General features: G+C 59.1%; 1 protein-coding gene (cut by a window edge). It reads right to left on the reverse strand.

The genetic code is table 11. From position 1 onward, the window contains the following. Positions 1-20,477, reverse strand: the 3' portion of a protein-coding gene (locus tag IAE77_RS09250) for an autotransporter-associated beta strand repeat-containing protein (protein ID WP_294225095.1). It continues 6,613 nt past the right edge of the window; only the last 20,477 of its 27,090 coding nucleotides appear in the window; its start codon lies beyond the right edge, outside the window; the stop codon is at positions 1-3.

The raw sequence follows: 20,477 nt of genomic DNA on the forward strand, positions 1-20,477 counted from the left end.
TCAGATGGAACGGCGGCGACGGCGGAAGAACAGCCCCAAGAGACCGAACATCAGAAGCAGCACACGAGAAGGCTCTGGGACGACCACCAAGATGCCGTAGGACTGGAAGAGGGCGGTGTTCCAGGCCAGAAGCGGGTCAAGAGAAGGCAACACAAGATCCCCAAGGACTCCGCCTGGACGATATTCACCACCAAGGTCAAACGAACCCAGTGTGACGGAAGACCAGTCCATCAGCTTGAACACATCACCGTGGACGATCGTGGCACCGGAGTTGACAACTGCGATCGTGCTGCCGCTGGTGAGTGTGAGGCTGCCGGTGCCGTTGATGCGGTCATGAGAGCCAGTGCCGGACTCCCAGAGGGTGAGGTGCCCGTCGGTGTTGTCACCGAGCCATGCATCGAAGGTGTTGTTTCCGAGGCGGGTGGTGAACTCCGCGCTGGAGTTGGCGTCTGCGGCCAAGGTGGAGCCGAGCTGGAGTTCGAGGCGGGTAGCGCCGGAGGCGAGTGTGAGGTTCCCATTCACGGTCAAAGTGCCGATCTGGTCACCAGCGTTCACCAGTACACCGCCGGTGCTGGCTCCAGGTTTGATGACACCAGTGGTATTGATGGCCCCCACGTTGCTGCCAATCGTGAGATCACCAGAGATCGCACCCGTTCCGGCAATCGTCGCGTCTGTGACATAGCCGCCGGGCGCTGCTCCGAAGGTGGCACCCGAATCGATCCGGACGAAGGAGGTGTCGTTGACCGACCCGCCAGCGCCAAGCTGCATGGTGCCTTCGGTGACGAGCGTGGACCCATGGTAGGTGTTTGCTCCGGTGAGTGTGACGGTTCCCGTCCCCGTCTTCTCGATGGAGAGGGTGTCATTGGCGGAATCAGCCTCGGAAATGACACCTGAGAAGGTGATGCCAGTCCCAGAACCGCTGGTGGCCGATGTCAGAGTGACCGTCTTGGTTTCGACGCCTGTGACGCCCGACTGCAGATTCTGAAGCACCACGTTCCCGCTGAAGGTCGAAGCACCTGAAGTCATGCCCTCATCACCCCCGATAGTGACACTGCCCGTGCCAGCAGTCGCGTTGACGTCGATCGCATTGGTCACATCCAGGGCGCCCGCCGTGACGACCAGGCCGACATTGTTGGTGACCAGTTCCTCCCGGAAGCGGACAGGATCCAGAACTGGCAGGCAGCACTCGTCGGCGTTGGTCTGCGTCATGAAGAAGAACTTCCCGGCGGCAGTGCCGTTCACGACAGCAAACTGGGTGCCGTAGGTCATCTCAGCCGGTGAATCGAACTCCGCATGACGGACGAGGCTCATCGTGCCACCGGAGACGCTGACGATGGTGTAGATACCGTTGCGAGTCGGATCTGCCTCCTCGTTCTTGACGAGGATGGTCTTGCCGACGTCACCAGCGACGTAGGTGTAGCCGTCCACAGTTGAAGACACGCCGGTGAACGAGCCAGACTGGGCACTGCCACCCGTGGCGTTGTAGGAACCGCCGGCAGATGCGATCCCCACGGTGGTGGCACGATCGATGACAGTGGTCATCACGGTCCGGGTGTCACCCAGTTCGACATGCTTGGCTCCCAATGCGGAGCTGTGGCTGAGTTCAACCCGGCCGGAACGAACAATCGTGCCGCCATCAATCAAAGCACCAGCCCCGGCACCAGCTCCGGTTCCGTAGTCATTGTTTCCGGACAGCAGAAGGTTGCCGCCGTCCACCATGGTGATGCGACCAGCGCCTGTCACCAAGCCAGCACCGCCGAGCGTCAATCCAGTGAGCGATTGCACGCCTACAAAGGTGTCTCTGTTGAGTGTGACATTCCCGCTGATGACGGAATCGAGCACCGTTGACTGGATGACGCTGACCCCTGCTGAGTTTGTGGCGTTCACAGTCACATCATTCGCAAGCGAGACTCCCTGGAGATCCAACACGGTCATATCGTCAGCCTGCGTGGCAGACGCAATCCCCATGGTGATGGCCCCTGAGCCCAGCTTGGCGTCATTCGCCACGGACAACCTGCCATTGGCGATCTCCGTGGACCAGGTCTGCGCCGAGTGATCGACAGTCGAGACAGTCTGTGCACCGTGGGTGCGCACCCGGAGCACTCCTGCCCCGTTGATCGCACCTGCATACACAGCATCAGACGTGTCATCGCCACCTACCGTCAGCATTCCCGTGCCAAGCACAACACTGGCACTGCCCTGCGTCCCGCCCGTGCTCGCCAGAGAACCGACGGACTGATCGAAGCCGCCGAGATCCAGAGTACCCGAGGCCGTGTCCCCTGTGAGCACCACGCGGGACTGGGAGGACAGGGCGTTGGCCGCGCCACCCAGCAAGGTGCCGGCTGTGACATTGGTGTTGCCGGTGAGAGTGCTGCCTGATCCGGTGAATGAGAGGGTGCCCGTGTCCACTTTGGTAAGACTGCCTGCGCCGGTGATCGGAGAAGCGATGGTGAACGTGGTGCCTGCGGTCGTGGCGATTGTGCCACCGCCGGCATCCACGGAAACGCCGCTGCTTGCGCCCAAGGTGGTGCTGGAAGTAACTTCGAGCGCACCACCAAGGAACCGCAAGGCATTGGCACGAAACTCATTGGAGACGTAACCAAGGCTGGATGCCTGGGCGATGGACAGCGTGCCACCTTCGAGTTCTGTGCCGCCGCGATGACTGTTCACAGCGGTGAAGACCAGTTTTCCAGCACCCTTCTTCCGGAACGTGACGTTGCCATTGACCTGTCCGCCGTAAGTGGTGTCCGTCGCCTGGTTCACTGTCAGGGTGTTGTCCGCAAAGGCACCGTTGTTGACGGAGCCACCGTCACCCGCAAGAGCGGCCACCTCCTGGTTGTAGCCATTGAGGTCAAACATGCCGGTAAATTTGGTGGTCAATGTGCCGCCGACAGGGAGCACGTTGTTGGCCCCGATCTGAAGCACCCCGTTCTCAACCGTCGTGCTGGCATAGGTGTTGCCAGTGCCGGAGAGCTTGATGAGATCCTGGCCGACTTTGGTGAGGTTGAATCCCACACCGGTGATGTTGCCATCGATCTGCAAATATGAGCCACGCAGACCGACATCGTTCGGATTGAGGTTGGTGGTGGTGTTAAGCGTGCCCATGTCATAGAAGATGGAGTTCGCACCGTTGGAGACACCGGCGGGATAGATCTGGCCCAAGAAGGAATCCGCTGTGAGATTGATCGTCACGCCGCTGCGAATCGTCTGGATCACGGCCACTTTGTCGTAGTCCAGGGGCAGGTAACCCATGATGGAGCCGCCAGCGAGATTGATGGTGCGGGAGGAAGGCGTGGTGACATCAGTGAACACCTGGAGATGCACTCCGTCCGGCAGCGTGTAAGCACCCGTATTACCACGAGCATCGCTGACCGCCCAGCGCTCGATCGATCCCCACGCCTGGGTGAGGGTCGCGGTCGGCAGCCAGTTGGAGACGGCAATTTCCAAGGCAGCCGTGGGGTTGATCACCGCACTGATGGTGTTGTCACCAAACGCTCCGTTGCTGTTCACGCGCACGCCGCCCTCGCCCGCCACGAAACTGCGGCTGCCAGTGAAGGAGGTGCTGTTGTCACCAAGAATCAAGATGCCGTCACCGACCTTGCGGAAGTCATAGAGCCCCTGGTTGTTCAACCCGCCGACTCCGGTGTCCGCGCCGAGCTGGACGCCAGTGGTCGCCCCTGGGCCGTAGCTGCCAGACTCCACATGAATAAGGTAATGGTCATGGAGTGTGACCGTCCCCGTGCGGACGGTGCTACGGGCATTGTCAACCTGGAAGAAGAAGGTTCCTTCCTGTCCCGACCCCGGAATCGTGTTCGTGGTCAGCAGGTCAATGTCCGGGATCTGTTGCAAGCGGTCCGTGGCGGTGGGCACATAGACACGATTGATGTCGTAGGCGCTGATCTTCCCGCCATTCCAGACAAACAGATCCGGTGTGCCGCTGTTGAAGTTGTAGCGGACTTCGGTCAGGTTCCAGACATTGTCGTTGTCAGCCATGTGGCTGCCATTGAGGATGACTTCTCCGGTGCTGGGAGCGCCCGGAGTCAGGAATTGAATGCCGCCCCCGTTGATCACCCAGTTGCCGGCAAACTGCGGCTGGTCAGCGCGGACATTGAGAATCGCCACTCCAGATTTGACCACCTCGCTGGCATAAATCAGTCCGTTGATCTGCAAGGTGTTGTTGTTCGCCCAGATCAATGCCTGGCCGTCACCAAGCCCCGAAGCCCCGAAGAGAAGATTCGCATTGATCGTCGGAGTGTTAGCGGCCTGCATAAGGCCTCCACTGCGCAGAATGATGTTGGTAAACTGCCCATCCGCGCTGACGTTGATGTCCCGGTCGAGACGCAGCGCATGAAGATCAAGGTTTGCCCCGAGGGTCGCTGTGGCAGTGATCAGATTGAGGATCTGCGTGCCGTCATTGGTGGCCACGGTAAGCGTGCCGCCCGCGGAGGTGATGTAGTTGGACGGAGAGGATCCAAACGTGATGATCTGGAAACCGTTGGTGGCGTCGTATTTGAGGAACTGGTTCTCCGAGCGGCTGACAATCCATGGGTCAACCATGTTATTGGTCACCTGCACCTGTCCTGAGGCAGGGCCGACCCCTGAATTGACAATGAAACGCTCGACGCCACCGCCAGTGCCCCCGGTGCCAGAACCGCTGTTGATGCCGAGCTCATTGGGATCATGGCGCAGCATGAGAGTGGTCGTGGTCGTGTTACGGATGAGGTTGGCGACCTGAAGTTCCGCTCCAAACCGTGCATTATTGTCCACGTGGCGAACCACCACTTCCGTTCCCCTCACGAGGGTGAGGTCACCAATGATCTCACGGTTGGCAGCGTGATCCGTGTTGTCGCCCACCATCTCCAGGACCGCCGCGTCCAATGTGATGCCGATGGCATCCGCCCAGCGACCGCCACCGCCCAGGACACCCGTCGCGAGGTTACCAGTGGTGCCGCTGCCGGTGAATGGCGTGCCGTTGTCAAAGCGCAGGCGGGAGCCTGGATGCAGCACCCAATTGTTGGCGTTCGTCAGCCCACCTGTCGTTACTGCGGTGCCAGAAGCACCTTCGATGCGAATTTCACCAAAGACATCCACGGCTTCAGAACCAAGTGGAGTGCGGAAGTTCGTCGTGACACCATCCGCGCCGCCTTGCAAGGACAGGCCAAAGCCTCGATAGCTGCCATCATAGTTGCGGCTCCGTGCCACGAACGTACCACCTGAATAGGTGTTGTTTGAATTGGCTCCGAAAGTCACAAAACCGTAGGAGTTAAGATTCGTGCCCGCCCCCAGAATCATGCGATTGACGCCCGCAAACTGGGCACCGGCGGTGGCCGGATTCACAGTGAGTGTGCCTTGACCTCCACCCAGACGGAACTCCGCTCCCCCTTCGCCCCATGGAGCGACGCTGTTCGCAGAAAGAGTTCCGTTGCCGTTGCCACCTCCGAGGAACGAGAGGTTGAAGAAACCGCCGTCGCGAGTGGCCATCGCGAGATCAGAGGCGACTGTCGCACCGGCATCAATGGTCAGAAGGCCTGCACCATTCCCCTTGAATACTCCCGGCGCCGTAATGGCCGCTGTCAGTGCATTATAATTGGCGAGGGTGCCAGAACGCACACCCACCTGGGTCAGGGCGGTGCTGCTGCTGACCATGAGGGTCAATCCCGTGGTGCCAAAATTGGCGGTGCTGATGGCGGAGACATAAGACCCGGAGAAGAACCTGGCACGTCCGGTGCCAAGAGTGGCGTTTGTCGCACCGAGCAGGGTCACCCCCTGGTAAGAGTCGTAACCGCCGGAGAAGGTGTTGGCAGCATTGTTGTCCAAGACAAGATAATTGCCCATCTTCACAATGCGACCGGTCCCCTGGATGATATCGCGGATGTAGGTCGTGGTATCCGTGCGGAGATTGAGGATGTCGTTCATCAGGACGCCGGCCTCGATGATCAGACTGTCACTGCCGTTGATGACAAGGAAGGGGCTGTTGCTCGTGACGATCATCTGGCCGTCGTTGTTGTCACCCCAGTATTTGTTGGTGGCGCCACCGCCGTTACGGTCCAGCGTGATCGTGGTGAGGCCGTTGACAAACAGTGTCTGACCAGTCTGGACGAAGAAGTCGTGATCCGCCACCGCACTCGCGAGCCGGATGGTTCCAAAGTTCGAGATCAGGTTGCCCGTACCGACAGCGATGTTTGGAACCGTGCCGGTACCCGTGCCTTGAAGGCGAAGTTCGCCACGATCCAAGGTGATAGCACCCGTCAGGCCCGTGTTGTTGGCGTTCAGCCGCAGGACACCGTTGCCGGTCTTGGTCAGGCCGACCGAACTGGTAACCGCACCGTTGAGTTCAACGGTGCCGGTGTTCACATGGATGCCCACCTGGCTGCTGCCACCGATGGTCGTCGTTCCGGTCACAATCAGATTGTAGCTGTTGTTGTTCTGGATCTGCAACAAAGTGCCGGCCGGACCCGAGGTACCCTCGATGGTGAGATTCTGGATGGTGATGTTGCCGGAAGCGCTGCCGGTGTAGCGATTGGTGTCGATACGAGCGAGCGGCACATTCTCGGAAATGATGACACTGTTGTTGAAGGTGCGGCTCGCAGAGTCCGTGCGCAGCGCCAGAACGGGCATCTGACCGCCATTGTTGTTGTTCAGATGGTCCGCATGCAGTCGGATGGTTGCGCTACCGACAGGGCCAGCTCCTGTGCCTGCCCAATCGAGGTAAAGGGTTCCGCTGTTCACCTGCACCGTGCCCGTGATGCCGCTGTTGTTCTGGCTGGCAAATTGCACTGCGCCCGGCCCGGACATGGTGAGATTTGTGGCCGTGACGGAACCCTGGAAGCGCAGAATGTTTTCGTCAACGTAGATGATGCCTTCCGTCGGAGTGCTTCCATTGCCAAAGTACACCGCCGCACCAGTGCCGAAATCAACGCGGGCATTGTCACGGTTGTCAATGAACAGGCCGCCGCTGTGAATGTTGATCTGGCCGGTACCACCGAGGACGGTATCATTGCTGGCCGCCTCATGGTTGATACGCAGGGCATACACGTTGTAAGTCGCCGCGAGAGTCGCATCACCCGCCGTGTATTGGGCGATGGAGGTGCTGGTGAGTCCGGCCAGGAATGCCGCCCCGGTGCCGGTGCCTGTAAAGAGAGCGTTGGTGATGCCCGTCAGTTCATTGTAGGCGAGGAAAGTGCCGCGGGTGGCATTGACCATCCACGGAGCCAAGATGCCATTGGCGGAGTTGGCGGTGATCCAGGCGGGATTATTGATGTAGAACCGCTGGCTTTGGAACTGGTTCAGCCCGAGTTCGTCCGCGTTCTCACGGATGGCCAACGTAGCCTGGCCGACACGGTTGATGCCAGCGTTCGTGACCAGGACGATCCCCCCATTGGTGCCGTTGCGTTCCAGGTAGATTCCAGCGCCACCTTTGACGGTGATCTGGCCGATGGTTTCCTGGGTGAAGTTCTGCGAGTCTGCGACGAGATTGAGGCCCGCACCATCAAGGACCATGGCCGTGTTGTCTCCCCACTTGTTAGATAGGGCAAGATTGCTGTTATTGAGACGGCTGACCACGAACTGGTCGTTCACATCATAGCTGTAATCGAGGCGGAGGGCGCTGCCTGGACGGAGGTTGACCGTGTTCACATTGGTCAGACCATCGTCAGTCACTGTGCCCGCTCCGCGGAGGGCGAGACGCCCATAGACGTCAATCACAGGGGACGAGATGCGATTGGTCACTTCAAGATAGTTACCGGTGGACCCAAAATCAGCGCCACGGTAAATGGTGGTGTTCCCGCTGTAGTCCTGGGTGCCGTACAACCTGATCACTGCCAGAGTTCCCTGAGGGGTGCCACTTCCGTAATCCAACGGACTGCGACCCACGTCCAGTGAAGCTGAACCCGTCAGAACGCGGTCCCTTACGATGCTCAAGGTTGCCGCATTGCTGCCACCGAACCGGTAAACATTTCCCTGACCGACACCAAGCGTGTCGGCCATGTAGAATGTGTTGGCATAAGCGGAAAGGCTGCCTTTGCCACTGCCCATCCGAGCCTGGTCGAGTGCCTGGGTGTAAAGACCCGCGTCACCGATTCCCAGAGCAAGAGCGCTGTTGGTGGTGGACTTCAGGTTGTAGCTGGTGAGCGGGGCGTCAGTCCCCAGATCGACCCGGGTTGTCCAGTTGCGTTCCGTCCCGAAGAGCAGAACATCCTGGCCGGACACGACATTCCCTGGTGCATTGAGACGCAGCGCCGTGGCCGCTCCGGTGGCGCTAAAGCCCTGATTCTGCACAATGTCTCCTGTGCCAGCGTTCGCGGTGCTGCTCGGAACGAATGTCGTCCCTGGATAGAGAATGTCATCTGCACCTCGGGTGCCAAACAGCACCGTGCCACCACTGATGATCAAGCCTCCACTCCAAGTGGCTGTATTGTCTCCCGCGATGGTCATATCTGACGCCCCAGTCTTGGTGAGGGTGTACCCCATGCCATTGTCAGTGATGCCGCCAGCCAGGACGACTTGGGTGTCCGTATGGATCCGAACATGGTTCGTCAACGTGGTCAAACCATCGAAGCGAGGGATGTAGGTGTTGCCGGCGGTGATGCCGAAGAACTGAACTCCCAGCGAAAGGCTGCCAAAAGTAAGCAATTTGCTGCTGCCAGAAGCCCACGCTGGACGGTTCACATCCAGATAGCTGCCGCCGCCACCGTGGATGATGTTGTTACCAATGTTGATGCGTTGAGCGTCGCCTGTGTTATCTCCAATGGCGCGCACTTCCCACTCGCCACCGCGCAGATAAACCGTGGTAGTCGAAGGGATGGCCGAGGCAAACCCAGTGGGGGTTGCCCAAGACTGGTCGTTGACCCAGGACTCGACAAAGCCCTGCGCCACATCGAGCACGGCAAGAGAGTTCGGCATGGCCGTGTCCCAGTTGTCCAAGGTGAGCCGTCCACCACCGATCTTGGTGATCTTCGAACCCGCGCCACCAATGATCTGGCCTGAGAAGGTCTGGTTTGAGCCATCCCGGCCGACAACCAGAGTCGCGGTGCCCAGATCGAGCACACCGCCCGTGTTCTGAACCGCATTCACCACGCTGGTGCCGGAAAGATTGCCAAACTCCTGGTTATTGCCATTCAGCAACACGCTGGCCCCAGGCCGTATGGTGACTACTGAACCCGTCACAGCATTGAGGTTGGCGAAGGTCGGAATCACATTCGGTGTCATGAGGCTCAGAGTGCCCTGATTGACCTGAACGTTGCCCTGGAAGGCGTTGGTTCCAGAAAGTTCCAGGGTTCCTGGCCCGAATTTCACCAAGACCGTGCTGAGGGTGTTGTTGGTGTTGGCACGGAAGTGGGTCAGCGGTGCGCTGATGCTCGATTCCGCCGCGTCATCGACATAAACCGACAGGGCATTCGTCCCGAAATTCAACGATGATCCCGCCACTCCGCCAATGTCGGCACCGTTGTTCAAGATGATGCCAGCCTGACCAAGTGTGCCGGCATTTGGAGCTCCTACGTTGAGGCTGAAGCCACCCAGGTCGATGCTTGCGTCCGTGCGGAAGGCGTACACGCTCCGGTTGCTGGTCAGAATACCGCCTGTGGCACCGGCATTGAACAACTGGGTCGCGCCCGCAGCGGTGTCCAGGTCGCCCGAGCCACCATAAGTCGCAGTGATGATGTTGCCGCTGCCGACCGAGGCATAATCGCCCGCGTTGCCAGCGCTCTGAATCACCGCCCAGGTGCCAATCGTGCCGTTGAGCAGGGATGGGGCGGTGCTGAAGGTGATCTTCTCATTCCCCGCCGTGCCCAAGTTTGTGGTCAGTCCCTTAAGCGTCAGCGTGGCAGCATTGCTACGTGCAAGCGAGCCGAAGGTAAATTGCGTTCCCACACCGCCGCCATCATTCACGATAAGCGCGGCGTTGCCCGTGTTGATCGTCAACGCACCGGAAGTGGTGGTATTGGTCGCCCCTACGGCACCGTTGAGACCCAGCGTTCCATTGGTGACGGTGAACGCTGTCGCAGCACCGCCAAACGGACTTCCGCTGGTCGCCTGGGCCTGGCCCACGAGCGCACCATTGGTCACCGTCACGCCACCAGTGAAGGTGTTGCCAGTGCCAGAAGCGGGGCTCAGAAACACGGTGCCATTGCCCACCTTCGTCAAACCGGTGGTGCCTGCACCGCTGATGGTGCCGCTGAAGGTCACGTCGCCGCCATCGACCGCAGCGAAGTTCATGCCACGGCCGGTGAAAATGACATTGCCGGTGAAGCTCTTGATGCCTGAGTCCAGACCACCAAGGGTCTGTGTGCTGCCGCTGCCCGTGTTTTCAATATTGCGGGCAATGGTGCGTGTCCCGGAAGCCAGCAACTGCGAGATCGAACCGCTACGGAACGTGACATTCGTGGAAGCGGAGCCCAGCGCATTGTCATGAGCGGCGACGAGGAAGCCATTGGAGATGTAGGTCATGCCTGCGTAGGTGTTGTTGCCACTCAGCCAAAGCGTGCCCAGCTCCTGTTTGTTCAGATCATTGGCCGCATCACCGGAAACCACCCCGCTAACGGTCACCAAGGCTCCACGGGTGCGGAGATTGATGTCTCGATTGAGCACGATCCCGCCAGTGACGTCGAGCTTGTAGCCATTGTAGCCGTCGAAGTAGATGGAACTGCTGGCACCGCTGTCCAGGCCAAAGGTGCCACCGTGACCGACCGTCAAAGTGGAGATTTTCACCGTTTTGTTTTCCGAACCGACACCGACAGGTCCGACCTTGATGACGCGAGTGCTATTATCATTCCCACCTGTGGTGGCGAGGACGTTGTCGAGCACGAACGGCCCGGCGTCATTGAACCGGATTTCGAGGTCGGATCGGCGGTCGCTATTGGTGTTGAAATTAATCGTCGAACCGGAATCACCGGCGGCACCCCCATGGGTCAGGACGAGGCGGCCTTGCTGGATGTTTGTGCTGCCATCGTAAGTATTGTCGCTGTTGAGGATGAGCACCCCGCCCTGACGTTTCTGCAGGTTGACAGGATAACTTCCTGTCTGGCTGATCACCCCATTCACCGTAAGGATGCCAGCACCAGTCTGGAAGCTGTTGTCCACGCCGACATCAAGATACTGATTGATGGCCGTGGCGGCGTTGTTGTTGAAAACGATGTTGTTCACCGCCACCTCGTTGAAGACCGTTCCCACAGTGCCAACGGTGAGCACACGCTCGCTGTCATACATGTTGATGTTGTTCAGCGTCACGCGGCTGAAGCTGCCCCCAGTGAGGGACGTGGCACGCAGGATGGAATTGCCCGCAACGACTTCGAGATTACGGGATGCATACTGGCTGTCGGCCTGATTCCAGGATCCAGCAGCCGTGTCGAGACGGATTTCACCGCCCATGAGGTAGAGCGTGTTGTTCCCAGTGCTGAGAGCCGCATTGGAACCCACCTGCAAGACGCCGCCTGAGCCGATGGTCACAGTGCCGCTGTAATTCTGGGCCTGCGGCAGATAAACGATGCCCCCAAGATTGGCGCGGCCGCTCTGATCCGTGGCACCCACAACCAACGGCACGTTTCCAGTGAGCACATTGGCGTTTTTGACGGTCAACGTGCCACCGCCAGCGCCAAGGCGCAGAGCGCCATTGGTGGCTGAGAATGTGTTGCCAGTGAAGACGCCATTGCCAAGATTGGCCCCCAGCCAGACCTGTGTGTTGGGAGAGATGGCCGCAATCTCTGCCGCAATGTCAGTGGAGAAGTCGTAATTTCCACTGAGGTGGATGGCCATGCGACCCGCAAGACCCGTGACCGAACTGACAAGATAGATGTCCTCGCCACCCAGCGCGGAGCTGTTGCTTTCCTCAAGGCTGTGGAAACGAAGGCTGCTGCCGTCTCCATACCCAGGACCGACGCCCAAGGCGACGGCAAGGTTCAAATCCCCCAAAGGAGCAAGGCCAAGTGTGACGCGCTGATCGCTGCCTACGACAGAAGGGGAGTTCAGGGTCAACGCACCAGCCGTGCTGTTGGCACCACTGATGAAAATGTCATTTCCCGCAACATTGGATCCCAAGACGCCAGGCACCCGGGCGATCAGAGTGCCGCCAGTCACAACCGTTCCACCGGTGTAGTTGTTGCTGCCGTTGCCAAGCACCGTGGTGCCGTTGCCAAGCTTCAGCAGGGCACCCGAACCAGTGATCTGGCCCGCGACCATCGCATACGACCCACTGCTGATCTGAGCGTCATTGACCAGCGTGATCGTCCCGGTGACAATCGAGTTGTCGAGGCGAAGGCCGCCCAGGCCCGCACCTTCTGTGGTGGCCGCGCTGGAGAGAAGGAAATTGTTGGCGAGAAGAGTGTCTTGAGCGAAAACCTGTCCGCCAGCCTTGACGGTGACATCACCCGTGCCAAACGCGCTGGAATTCGTGCGGACATAGACGCGACCGAGGTCGATCACTGTCCCGCCAGTGTAGGTGTTGCGGCCGAAGACATGCTTCTGCCCCCAGCCAGAATAGGTCACCGACACCGCTCCGCTGCCGTTGTCCACGATCGGTGCATTGATCGTGAGCACCTGCGAACTCGACGCACTTGGAGTGGAGTTGATGAAAATCAGCTCGCCACTGGTGTTGGCAGCGCCGCCAGCAGTGATGCTGCCGGTGTTTGCCACGACATACTCCGTGCCCACCGTGCCCACATAGGTGGTGGTGGTGGCAGCTCCAATCGCCGTGCCGATCGTGGCGGATCCTGCGCCGCTCGCAAGAAGCACGCCACCCACAGAACCAAGGCGGAGGGTGTTGTTGGCACCGATGTTGATCGTGGCGGCAGCGGTGTTTGCGGCTGCAAAGAGGAGGGAGTTGATGTCCGTCGTGCCAGCCGCCAGGTTGGTGGTGGTGGCTGTGGCTCCGGCGTTGATGCGGACATTGCTGGCGGCGTTGTTCGTCATCGTCGCCCCCGTGGTCGTGATGTCGGAGTATCCGGAATAGGCCACGACGTTTCCTCCGGAGATGGTGGCCCAGTTGGCCGCAGCACCCGCCGTGGCAGGAGCACTGACGGTGGCCCATGCGCCCAAAATTCCATTGGTCAGAGTTCCGGAGGCCGAGACTGTGCCGGCAGCAGGCAACGCGATGTCCAGTGTGGCACCTGGATTACGAGTGATGGCACCGAGCGCAAGACTGAGCGACGTGGCCGTGCCCTGGTTCATGTAAATGAAGGATGAGCCTTGATCGACGAGCGTGCTGGCAAAGGTCTGGCTGTTCGCTGTGGAAGCCTTGCCATTCAGTTGCAACGTGCCGCCATTGTTCTGACCCGAACCACCAAACACGAGCGCGGAAGCGCTGGAGATGAGGTTGGATGCAGGAGCAGCCGCATTGGCAAAATCCAGGATCAACGCATTCGCTGCATTGCCGGAACCCACGGGAGCGGTGACCGATCCGGCCAGCGTTGTCGCTCCTGTATAAGTCTGCGCCGCACCAATCGTGAAGTTGGTGTTGGTGATGACCGTCGGATTGAGGGTGCTGTTCTGACCGATCTTGGTGAGTCCACCGGAGCCCGACAGCACTCCAGTGTAGGTCGAGCCATTGCCCACCACCTCCAAGGTGATTGGCGCTGATGCCGAGTCTTCCAGCACCATGCCGGAAGAGCCGGCAAGGCCGCCGAGGGTGAATGTGCCGCCGACGGCGCTTGCGAATGTGACATTAGCACTGGAGTTCAGTGTGCTGAACTGCAAAGCATCACGGTGACCGAGGATCAGGCCACCAGCTCCGCTGATGGTGGTGGTTCCTGTGTACAAGGTCGCGCCTGAGAGAGTGAGATCTCCGGCACCCGTCTTGGTGAGATTGGCAGCACCGAAGAGTTGCCCGGTCAAGGTGACTCCAGCGGGGTTGGCAATGTCCAAAGTGCCGTTGGCGGTCATCAGGATGTTCTTGTCGAAGACGACCGGGCTCGTCCCAGTGATTTGCAAGGTTGCCCCCAAGTTGACCGAGGCTGCTGCCCCGAGATTCGCCATGCTGGCGATGGAGAGGACCCCACCATGCACAGAAACCGGTGCCGTGAATGCGTTGTCACCGGACAGCACCAAAGTTCCATTGCCCAGTTTCACAAGGCCCGCCGGAGCGCCGCCATCGGTGATCCTGGCGTCTATGACCAGATCCACCGCCGCCCTGGACGAGTCCTCAACGAAGACCTGACGGGTCGCGCCGCCGAGACTCAAGGCACAATCCGAGACTGCCGCGGTGATCGTGGCACCCAGCGGGTTGTTGTCCGCCGAGTAAGTGATGTTGCCGCCAAGAGTCAGCAAACTGGAACCGATGTTGACCGCGGCGGTCGATCCAGACTCGCCGCCCCCCAGCAGGAGACCTTCCAGCCGGAGATCGAAGCCATTAAGGTCGAGAGTGCCTCCCACAACAACCACTCCACCCGCGCCAAAGATCGAGTTGTCATCGGAACCCGCCTTCAAGGTGCCCTCGTAAATGATTGTCGGGCCGGCATGGGTGCTGTTTCCGCTCAGAACCAGGGTTCCAGACCCCGTTTTGAGCACTGGCACGGTTCCGGTGATGCTCTGGGCATAGGTGAACTCGTTAGCAGCCGTGACATCGAATCCGATGCCCCCTGAGTTGTTGAACGTCGTCAGACCAATGACAGTTGCGATATCGGACGAGGACCATTCACCGACACCACCTGCTCTGAAGGAGAGGAACGCCCCGTCGGCCACGTCGATGACCGCCGAAGCTGGGAAGGCAGGCAAGGCGGCCGTCGATCCCAGAACCAGCACACCTTGCTGGACGATGGTCGAGCCGGTGTAGGTGTTGCTTCCACTGACGACCACAAGACCATCAGTAGTCTTGGTGATTCCGACAGCGCCATCCAGTCCAGCACCAATGGATCCATCCTGGAGTTCATACGAACTGGCGTTCAGCGTGCCATTGATGACACTGCCACCTTTCAGCACAAACGCTCCCCCAGTCTGAGTGCTCGCACCGAGATCCAGCACGCCATTCTCAACAGTGATGCCTCCACTGAACGTGCTGGCTCCTGACAGGACAAAAGTGCCAGCGGTTGTCTTGGTGAGCCCGGCTGGTCCGGCAAGAATGGCAGAGACCGTGCCGCTTTGCGCTTCGTAGGCGCTGCCAGTGAGAGTTCCGTTGCTAATGGTGCCTCCGGCGATCGTCACGACGCCCACGGTCTGGCTGGTGCCGCCCAGATCGAGAGTCCCCCCCGTGGAGGTGAGCGTTCCATTCGCCCACCCCAAAGTTCCGCCGGCTCCAACAGCCAGGATACCGCCGGCCACCGTGGTGCCGCCTCGGTGGGAGTTTGCACCTGCCAACGTCAAGGTACCGCTTCCAGATTTCGTCAGACTCACATTTCCGTCCAAAGTACCACCGTAGGTAGTATTTGATGACTGGTTCACGTTCAGGGTGTTGAAGTCAAAACCACCGTTATTGACACTGCCAGCAGCGCCGCTCAAAGCGCTGACTTCCTGATTGTAACCGTTGAGATCAAACTGTCCGGCGCTTCCCTCCATCACGAGTGAAGTGGCGGGGTTCAACGCATTGTGACGCCCGATCTGCAAGATGCCATTCTTGATCGTTGTGGCTCCGGTATAAGTGTTCGCGCCATTGAGAAGAATGACATCCTGACCGACTTTGGTAAGACCAAAGTTTCCGGAAATGACACCGTCAATTTGGAGGTAGGAACCACGCAATGCCAAGTCGGTGGGGTTGCCTCCCATGATGCTGTTCTGCTTGCCCATGTCATAAATGACGGTCTCAGACGCTGGGAATGGCTGGCCAAGGAACGAATTCGCCTGCAAGTCGATCGAAACATTGCTTCCGAGGCTGTGAATGACTCCAACATGGTCATAATCGGATGGAAGGTAACCCATGATCGAGCCGCCGGATAGATTGATGGTCATCGTTCCGGTCTGATTGCGGAAAATCTGCAGATGCACGCCAACCCCCATGTTGACCGTGCCAGTCCTGGCACCGTCCACCGCCCAACGCTCAATTGAGCCAGGACGCTGGTCCAGCGTCGCAAGCGGGTCGAAATCGGCCACGGCAATCTCCAACGCACCGCCCTGGCTGATGACAGCGGTGTTTCCGGCCGCGCCAAACGCGCCGTCATGAAGAACCCGGACAGCCCCCTCATCCACATAGAAGAAGCGATTGCCATCGAAGGTGGCGCTGTTGTCCGTCAGCGACAGGACGCCATCACCTGCTTTGTAAACATCGAAGAGACCTCCGTTGATGAGGGAGCCAATCTGGACACCCGTCGTGCTGCCTGTGCCGTAACTGGTGGCGTCAACGTTGATGTTGTAATGATCGTAGAGCGTCACTGCACCGGTGAAAAGCGTGCTTCGGGCACCATCGACCTGGAAACGGATGAGGCCGGGATGCAAGGCACCAGGTGTGACGGCAGTGGTCTTCAGGTCAATGTCGGGAATCTGCTGATTTCGATCACTTGCTGTGACGGTGCGAATCAGGTTGCTGTCCCAGGAGGTGATTTTGCCGTGGTTCCAAACGAAAAGATCAGGTGAACCGCTGTTAAAGTTGTATCGGACCTCGGTGAACAGGATGCTGGCACCACCGTCCTGGCGGTCATCGTCGTCACTCATCACTGAACCATTGAGCACGATCTCATTGGTTCCGCCTCCAACGCTTCCCGGAGTCAGGAACTGGATGCCGCCCTCGTTAATGATCCAGGGGCCGGAGAATTGTGGCTGATCGTTGCGGATATTGAGGAATCCCGAGCCGAACTTGGTGACTTGGCTCGCTGAAATACGGCCATTGATCTGCCCGGTACTCTGACGGGCAAAGATCAAGGCTTCTCCCGCGCCACCAGCTCCAAACGAAAGATTGGCATTGATCGTGGGATTGTTGGCCAGGAAAATCAGTCCCCCGCTTTGGACGGCGATGTCGTTGAAGTTGCCATCAGCCGCGACGTTGATGTCACGAGCCACACGCAGGGCGTGGACGTTGAGGTTTGCGCCCAACGTCTGCGCGGCAGTCGCGGCACCCAGGTCGAGAATTTCGGTTCCATCATTCAAAGGAACCACAGTGCCGTTAAGTGTTGTCGTGGCAGCGGCCGGGTTCAGGTAATTGGCCGGCGCCGTCCCCTGAGTGATCAATTGCAGACCGTTTGTGGTGTCATACTTGAGGAACTGGTCAGCATTTCGGCTGACAATCCACGGATCGACCATGTTGTTGGTCATGGTCATGGTGCCCGGCCCGGCCGCCGTCAGCCACACGACTTCCGTATTGTTGACCCCGCCCGCTGCCGTGTTTGCCCCCAACAGACCGGTGTTATGGTTGATCGTCAGCGTGCCGAAACGATTGTCCGCCGTGCCGCGAACGATGTCACGCACGCCGAGACCCGCATACCCGGTGCCCTCACGGTCCAGGCGAATTTGCGATCCGCCGTAAATCACCAGATCTTTGATGATCTCCAAATTGGTGACGCTGGTATTGACGTTGTTGGTGCCACGGACCTGCAAGTGCGCGGAGTTAAGGGTAAGGTCTGCCTCATTGTCATAACGGCCCTCGCTGCCGGAGTTGATCGAAGCAGTGCGGTTGTCAAAGGTGATACGGCTGCCAGCGTGAGTCACCAAGGTGGTGTAGTTGTCGTTGGTGAAATTGAGCAGACTGCCATTGGCACCCTGGAAACGCAGATGGCCCCACACATCGACCCGACCCGTTCCCAGCGGTGTTCTAAACGTAGTGCTGCCCTGATCGCCACCATCCACCCGGAGAGCGGACTGATACCAGCCCCCACCGATGTCACGAGCACGGGTGATCGTAGTGCCACCGCCGTAGGTGTTGTTCAGGTTGGTGCCAAAGACCACAGGGGTCGCATTATAACCCGAGCCGTGCCAGGCATCCGGCCGTCCTATCAGCACCTGACTTGAGCCCGAAAGCACAGCGGCTCCAGCGGTGCTCGGCTGGAGGGTCAGAGTGGATCCGCCCCCCCCCAGACGATACACATCCTCAGCACCAGCAATGATGCTTCCGGCTCCTCCATTGAAGGTCGAGCCGCCAAGCGATGTTCCCAGAGTCCAATAGCCATCCTGGAAGGTCGAGAGATCAATCGTTGTGCCCGAGGTGATGGCATCCAGGCCAAGAATACCCCCCGCTCCAACTCGACTGGTATTGTTCGCATAAGGAAAGAGCGCGGCAAGATTGCCGGTGGTAAACAACGAATTTTGAGAAACGGCGAGAACCACGGGGGTTGTGTAGCCACTGCTGAAGTTGCTCACGGCTCCGCCGGCGATATTCGTGAGGGAATTGAGAGAAAGGTTGCCCGTGGGGCCCACATTGACGGCACCGCTGCCAAAAGTGAAGCTGGTGGCAGACTGAGTCACACGACTGTAGCCTTGCAATGTGGTAAAGCCTCCCGTCCAGCCGGTGTTGGCCGCGTTGTTGTTGAAGTTGATCAAATATGAATCGCCCTTTGTGAGGGTGCCGGCTCCACGAATGATGTTGTTGATGATCAAAGTGGGGTCGAGCGTCCTAAAGAAAGGCTGATCATTGATCACCAACTCGCTGTTGATGCGCAGGTGGTCACCAAAGCTGGCCTGGTCAAATATGATGACCGGGCTGTTCTCAGTGCGGAATTCGAGGCCTGAGGCACCGATGGTGACACCGTTGGAACCTGAGGCAGGCGTCCCACCGTTGCGGTCATAAATAATCGTGGTGCGACCGGCAATGGTGACATCTTGATCTGGACTGTCGAAGAATGTGGTCGTGGAATTCGTTGTGCCAGTGTTCTGAGCAGCAAGACGCAGCGTGCCGAAATTGACTCGCAGCGCCCCCGTCCCTTCAGCCTGCGAGGAAGTGCCGGCCACATTGGATGCAGTGACACGAAGTTCACCACGATTGAGTGTGATGGCACTGGAGAGAGTGGCGTCGTTATTGCCATCAAGGCGCAGGACCCCATCCCCCCATTTGGAAATAGCCGCAGTCGCGGTGAGCGTGTCCACCAACCGCCAGGTGTTGCCATTGACATTGATGGCGAAGGGGCTGCTACCGCCCAGGGTGGTGGTGCCGAGCACGTCCACATTGGAGTTGCTGTTGAAAAGGTTCAGTAACGTCCCGGCTGGCCCGGAGGTACCCACGACGTTCAGTGTCTGGAACTGCACCGCATTGGTGGTGCCGGTGCCGGAATAGCGCTCGCCCTGAATGGTGGCCACCGGGACATTCTCGGCCACCGTCACGGTCAAGCCGGTGTAGGTGGTTGTTGCGCTGTTGTGGCGCAGGCGCAGGCTGGGCACCTGTCCGGCATTGGTGTTGTTGAAATAATCGGCATGGAGGATGATTTCATCCGCGCTGCCACGGGTGCCGTTTCCATCCAGGTACAAGATGCCGCCGTTCATCTGGATTTTGCCAGTGATTGCGTTGGCGTTGTTGGTCAACTGTAGTGCGCCGGGGCCGTTCAACGTAAGATTCGCCGCCGTCACAACACCACCCATGCGTGTGACGTTTTCATCCACATAGACGATGCCCTCCACGGCATTCGCTCCATCGCCGAAGTAAACATTCGTGGTGTCCAGGTTGACACGGGCATTGTCGCGGTTGTCGGTGATCAGACCTCCGCTGTGAATGTTGATCTGCCCGCCCGTCCAGGTGGTGTCATTGCTCGCGGCCTCATGATTGACACGAAGGGCGTAAACATTGCGCGTCCCGCCCAGAGTTGCGTCTCCTGCCGTGTACTGCCCGATGGAAGTGGCTGTCAGACCGGACAGGAACGAGTCACCAGTGCCTGTGCCCGTGTAAACCGCATCAAGGAAGCCGTTTTCGGCGCTATAGTTCAGGAATTGCTGGCTCGTGTAGTCGATCATCCATGGTGCCACCATGCCATTGGTGACGGTGGGAGCCGTGCCAGTGACGTAAAGCTTGCTGGATTGAAGATTGACCGAGCCAAGTTCCGCCGCCGAACTCGTGGGACGGACCGCCAGCGTGGCCTGACCAGACCGGACGATGGCCGGGGTCTTGAGAATGATCTGACCGGAGCCGCCATTCCGCTCAAGCGTGATGCCGGCACCGCCTTTGATGGTGATCTGGCCGACAGTTTCTGAGTTCACGCGGCCACTGCTGTTGATCAGGTTCAAGCCTGCGCCGTCGAGAATCATCTCCTGGCTGTCGCTCCATTTGTTCTCATCGCTGCCGAGGCCGAGATTGCTGTTGTCCAGACGTGAGACAAAATAGGTGTCAAAGACGTCCATGCTGTAATCGAGCCGCAGGTTGCCACCGGGCATCAGATTGACCGTGTTCACCTGCGCGCCCGCATCATCGGTCACACGCCCATCTCCACGCAGAGTCAGGCGACCATAAACATTGAACACGGAGGATGCACTGTTTCCGGTGAGCTCAAGAATCGCTCCGATGGATCCCGCATCAGCCTCACGGTAGATGTTGGTCACCCCTGTATAGGCCTGGTTGCCATAGAAACGGACAACGCCTTCGGTGTAACCAGGATTTTGTCCTGCCAGGACATGCGAACGGCCCACGTCAACGGAGGCCGAACCAG

It is taken from the genome of Prosthecobacter sp., from assembly GCF_014879935.1.
GTDB lineage: Bacteria > Verrucomicrobiota > Verrucomicrobiia > Verrucomicrobiales > Verrucomicrobiaceae > Prosthecobacter.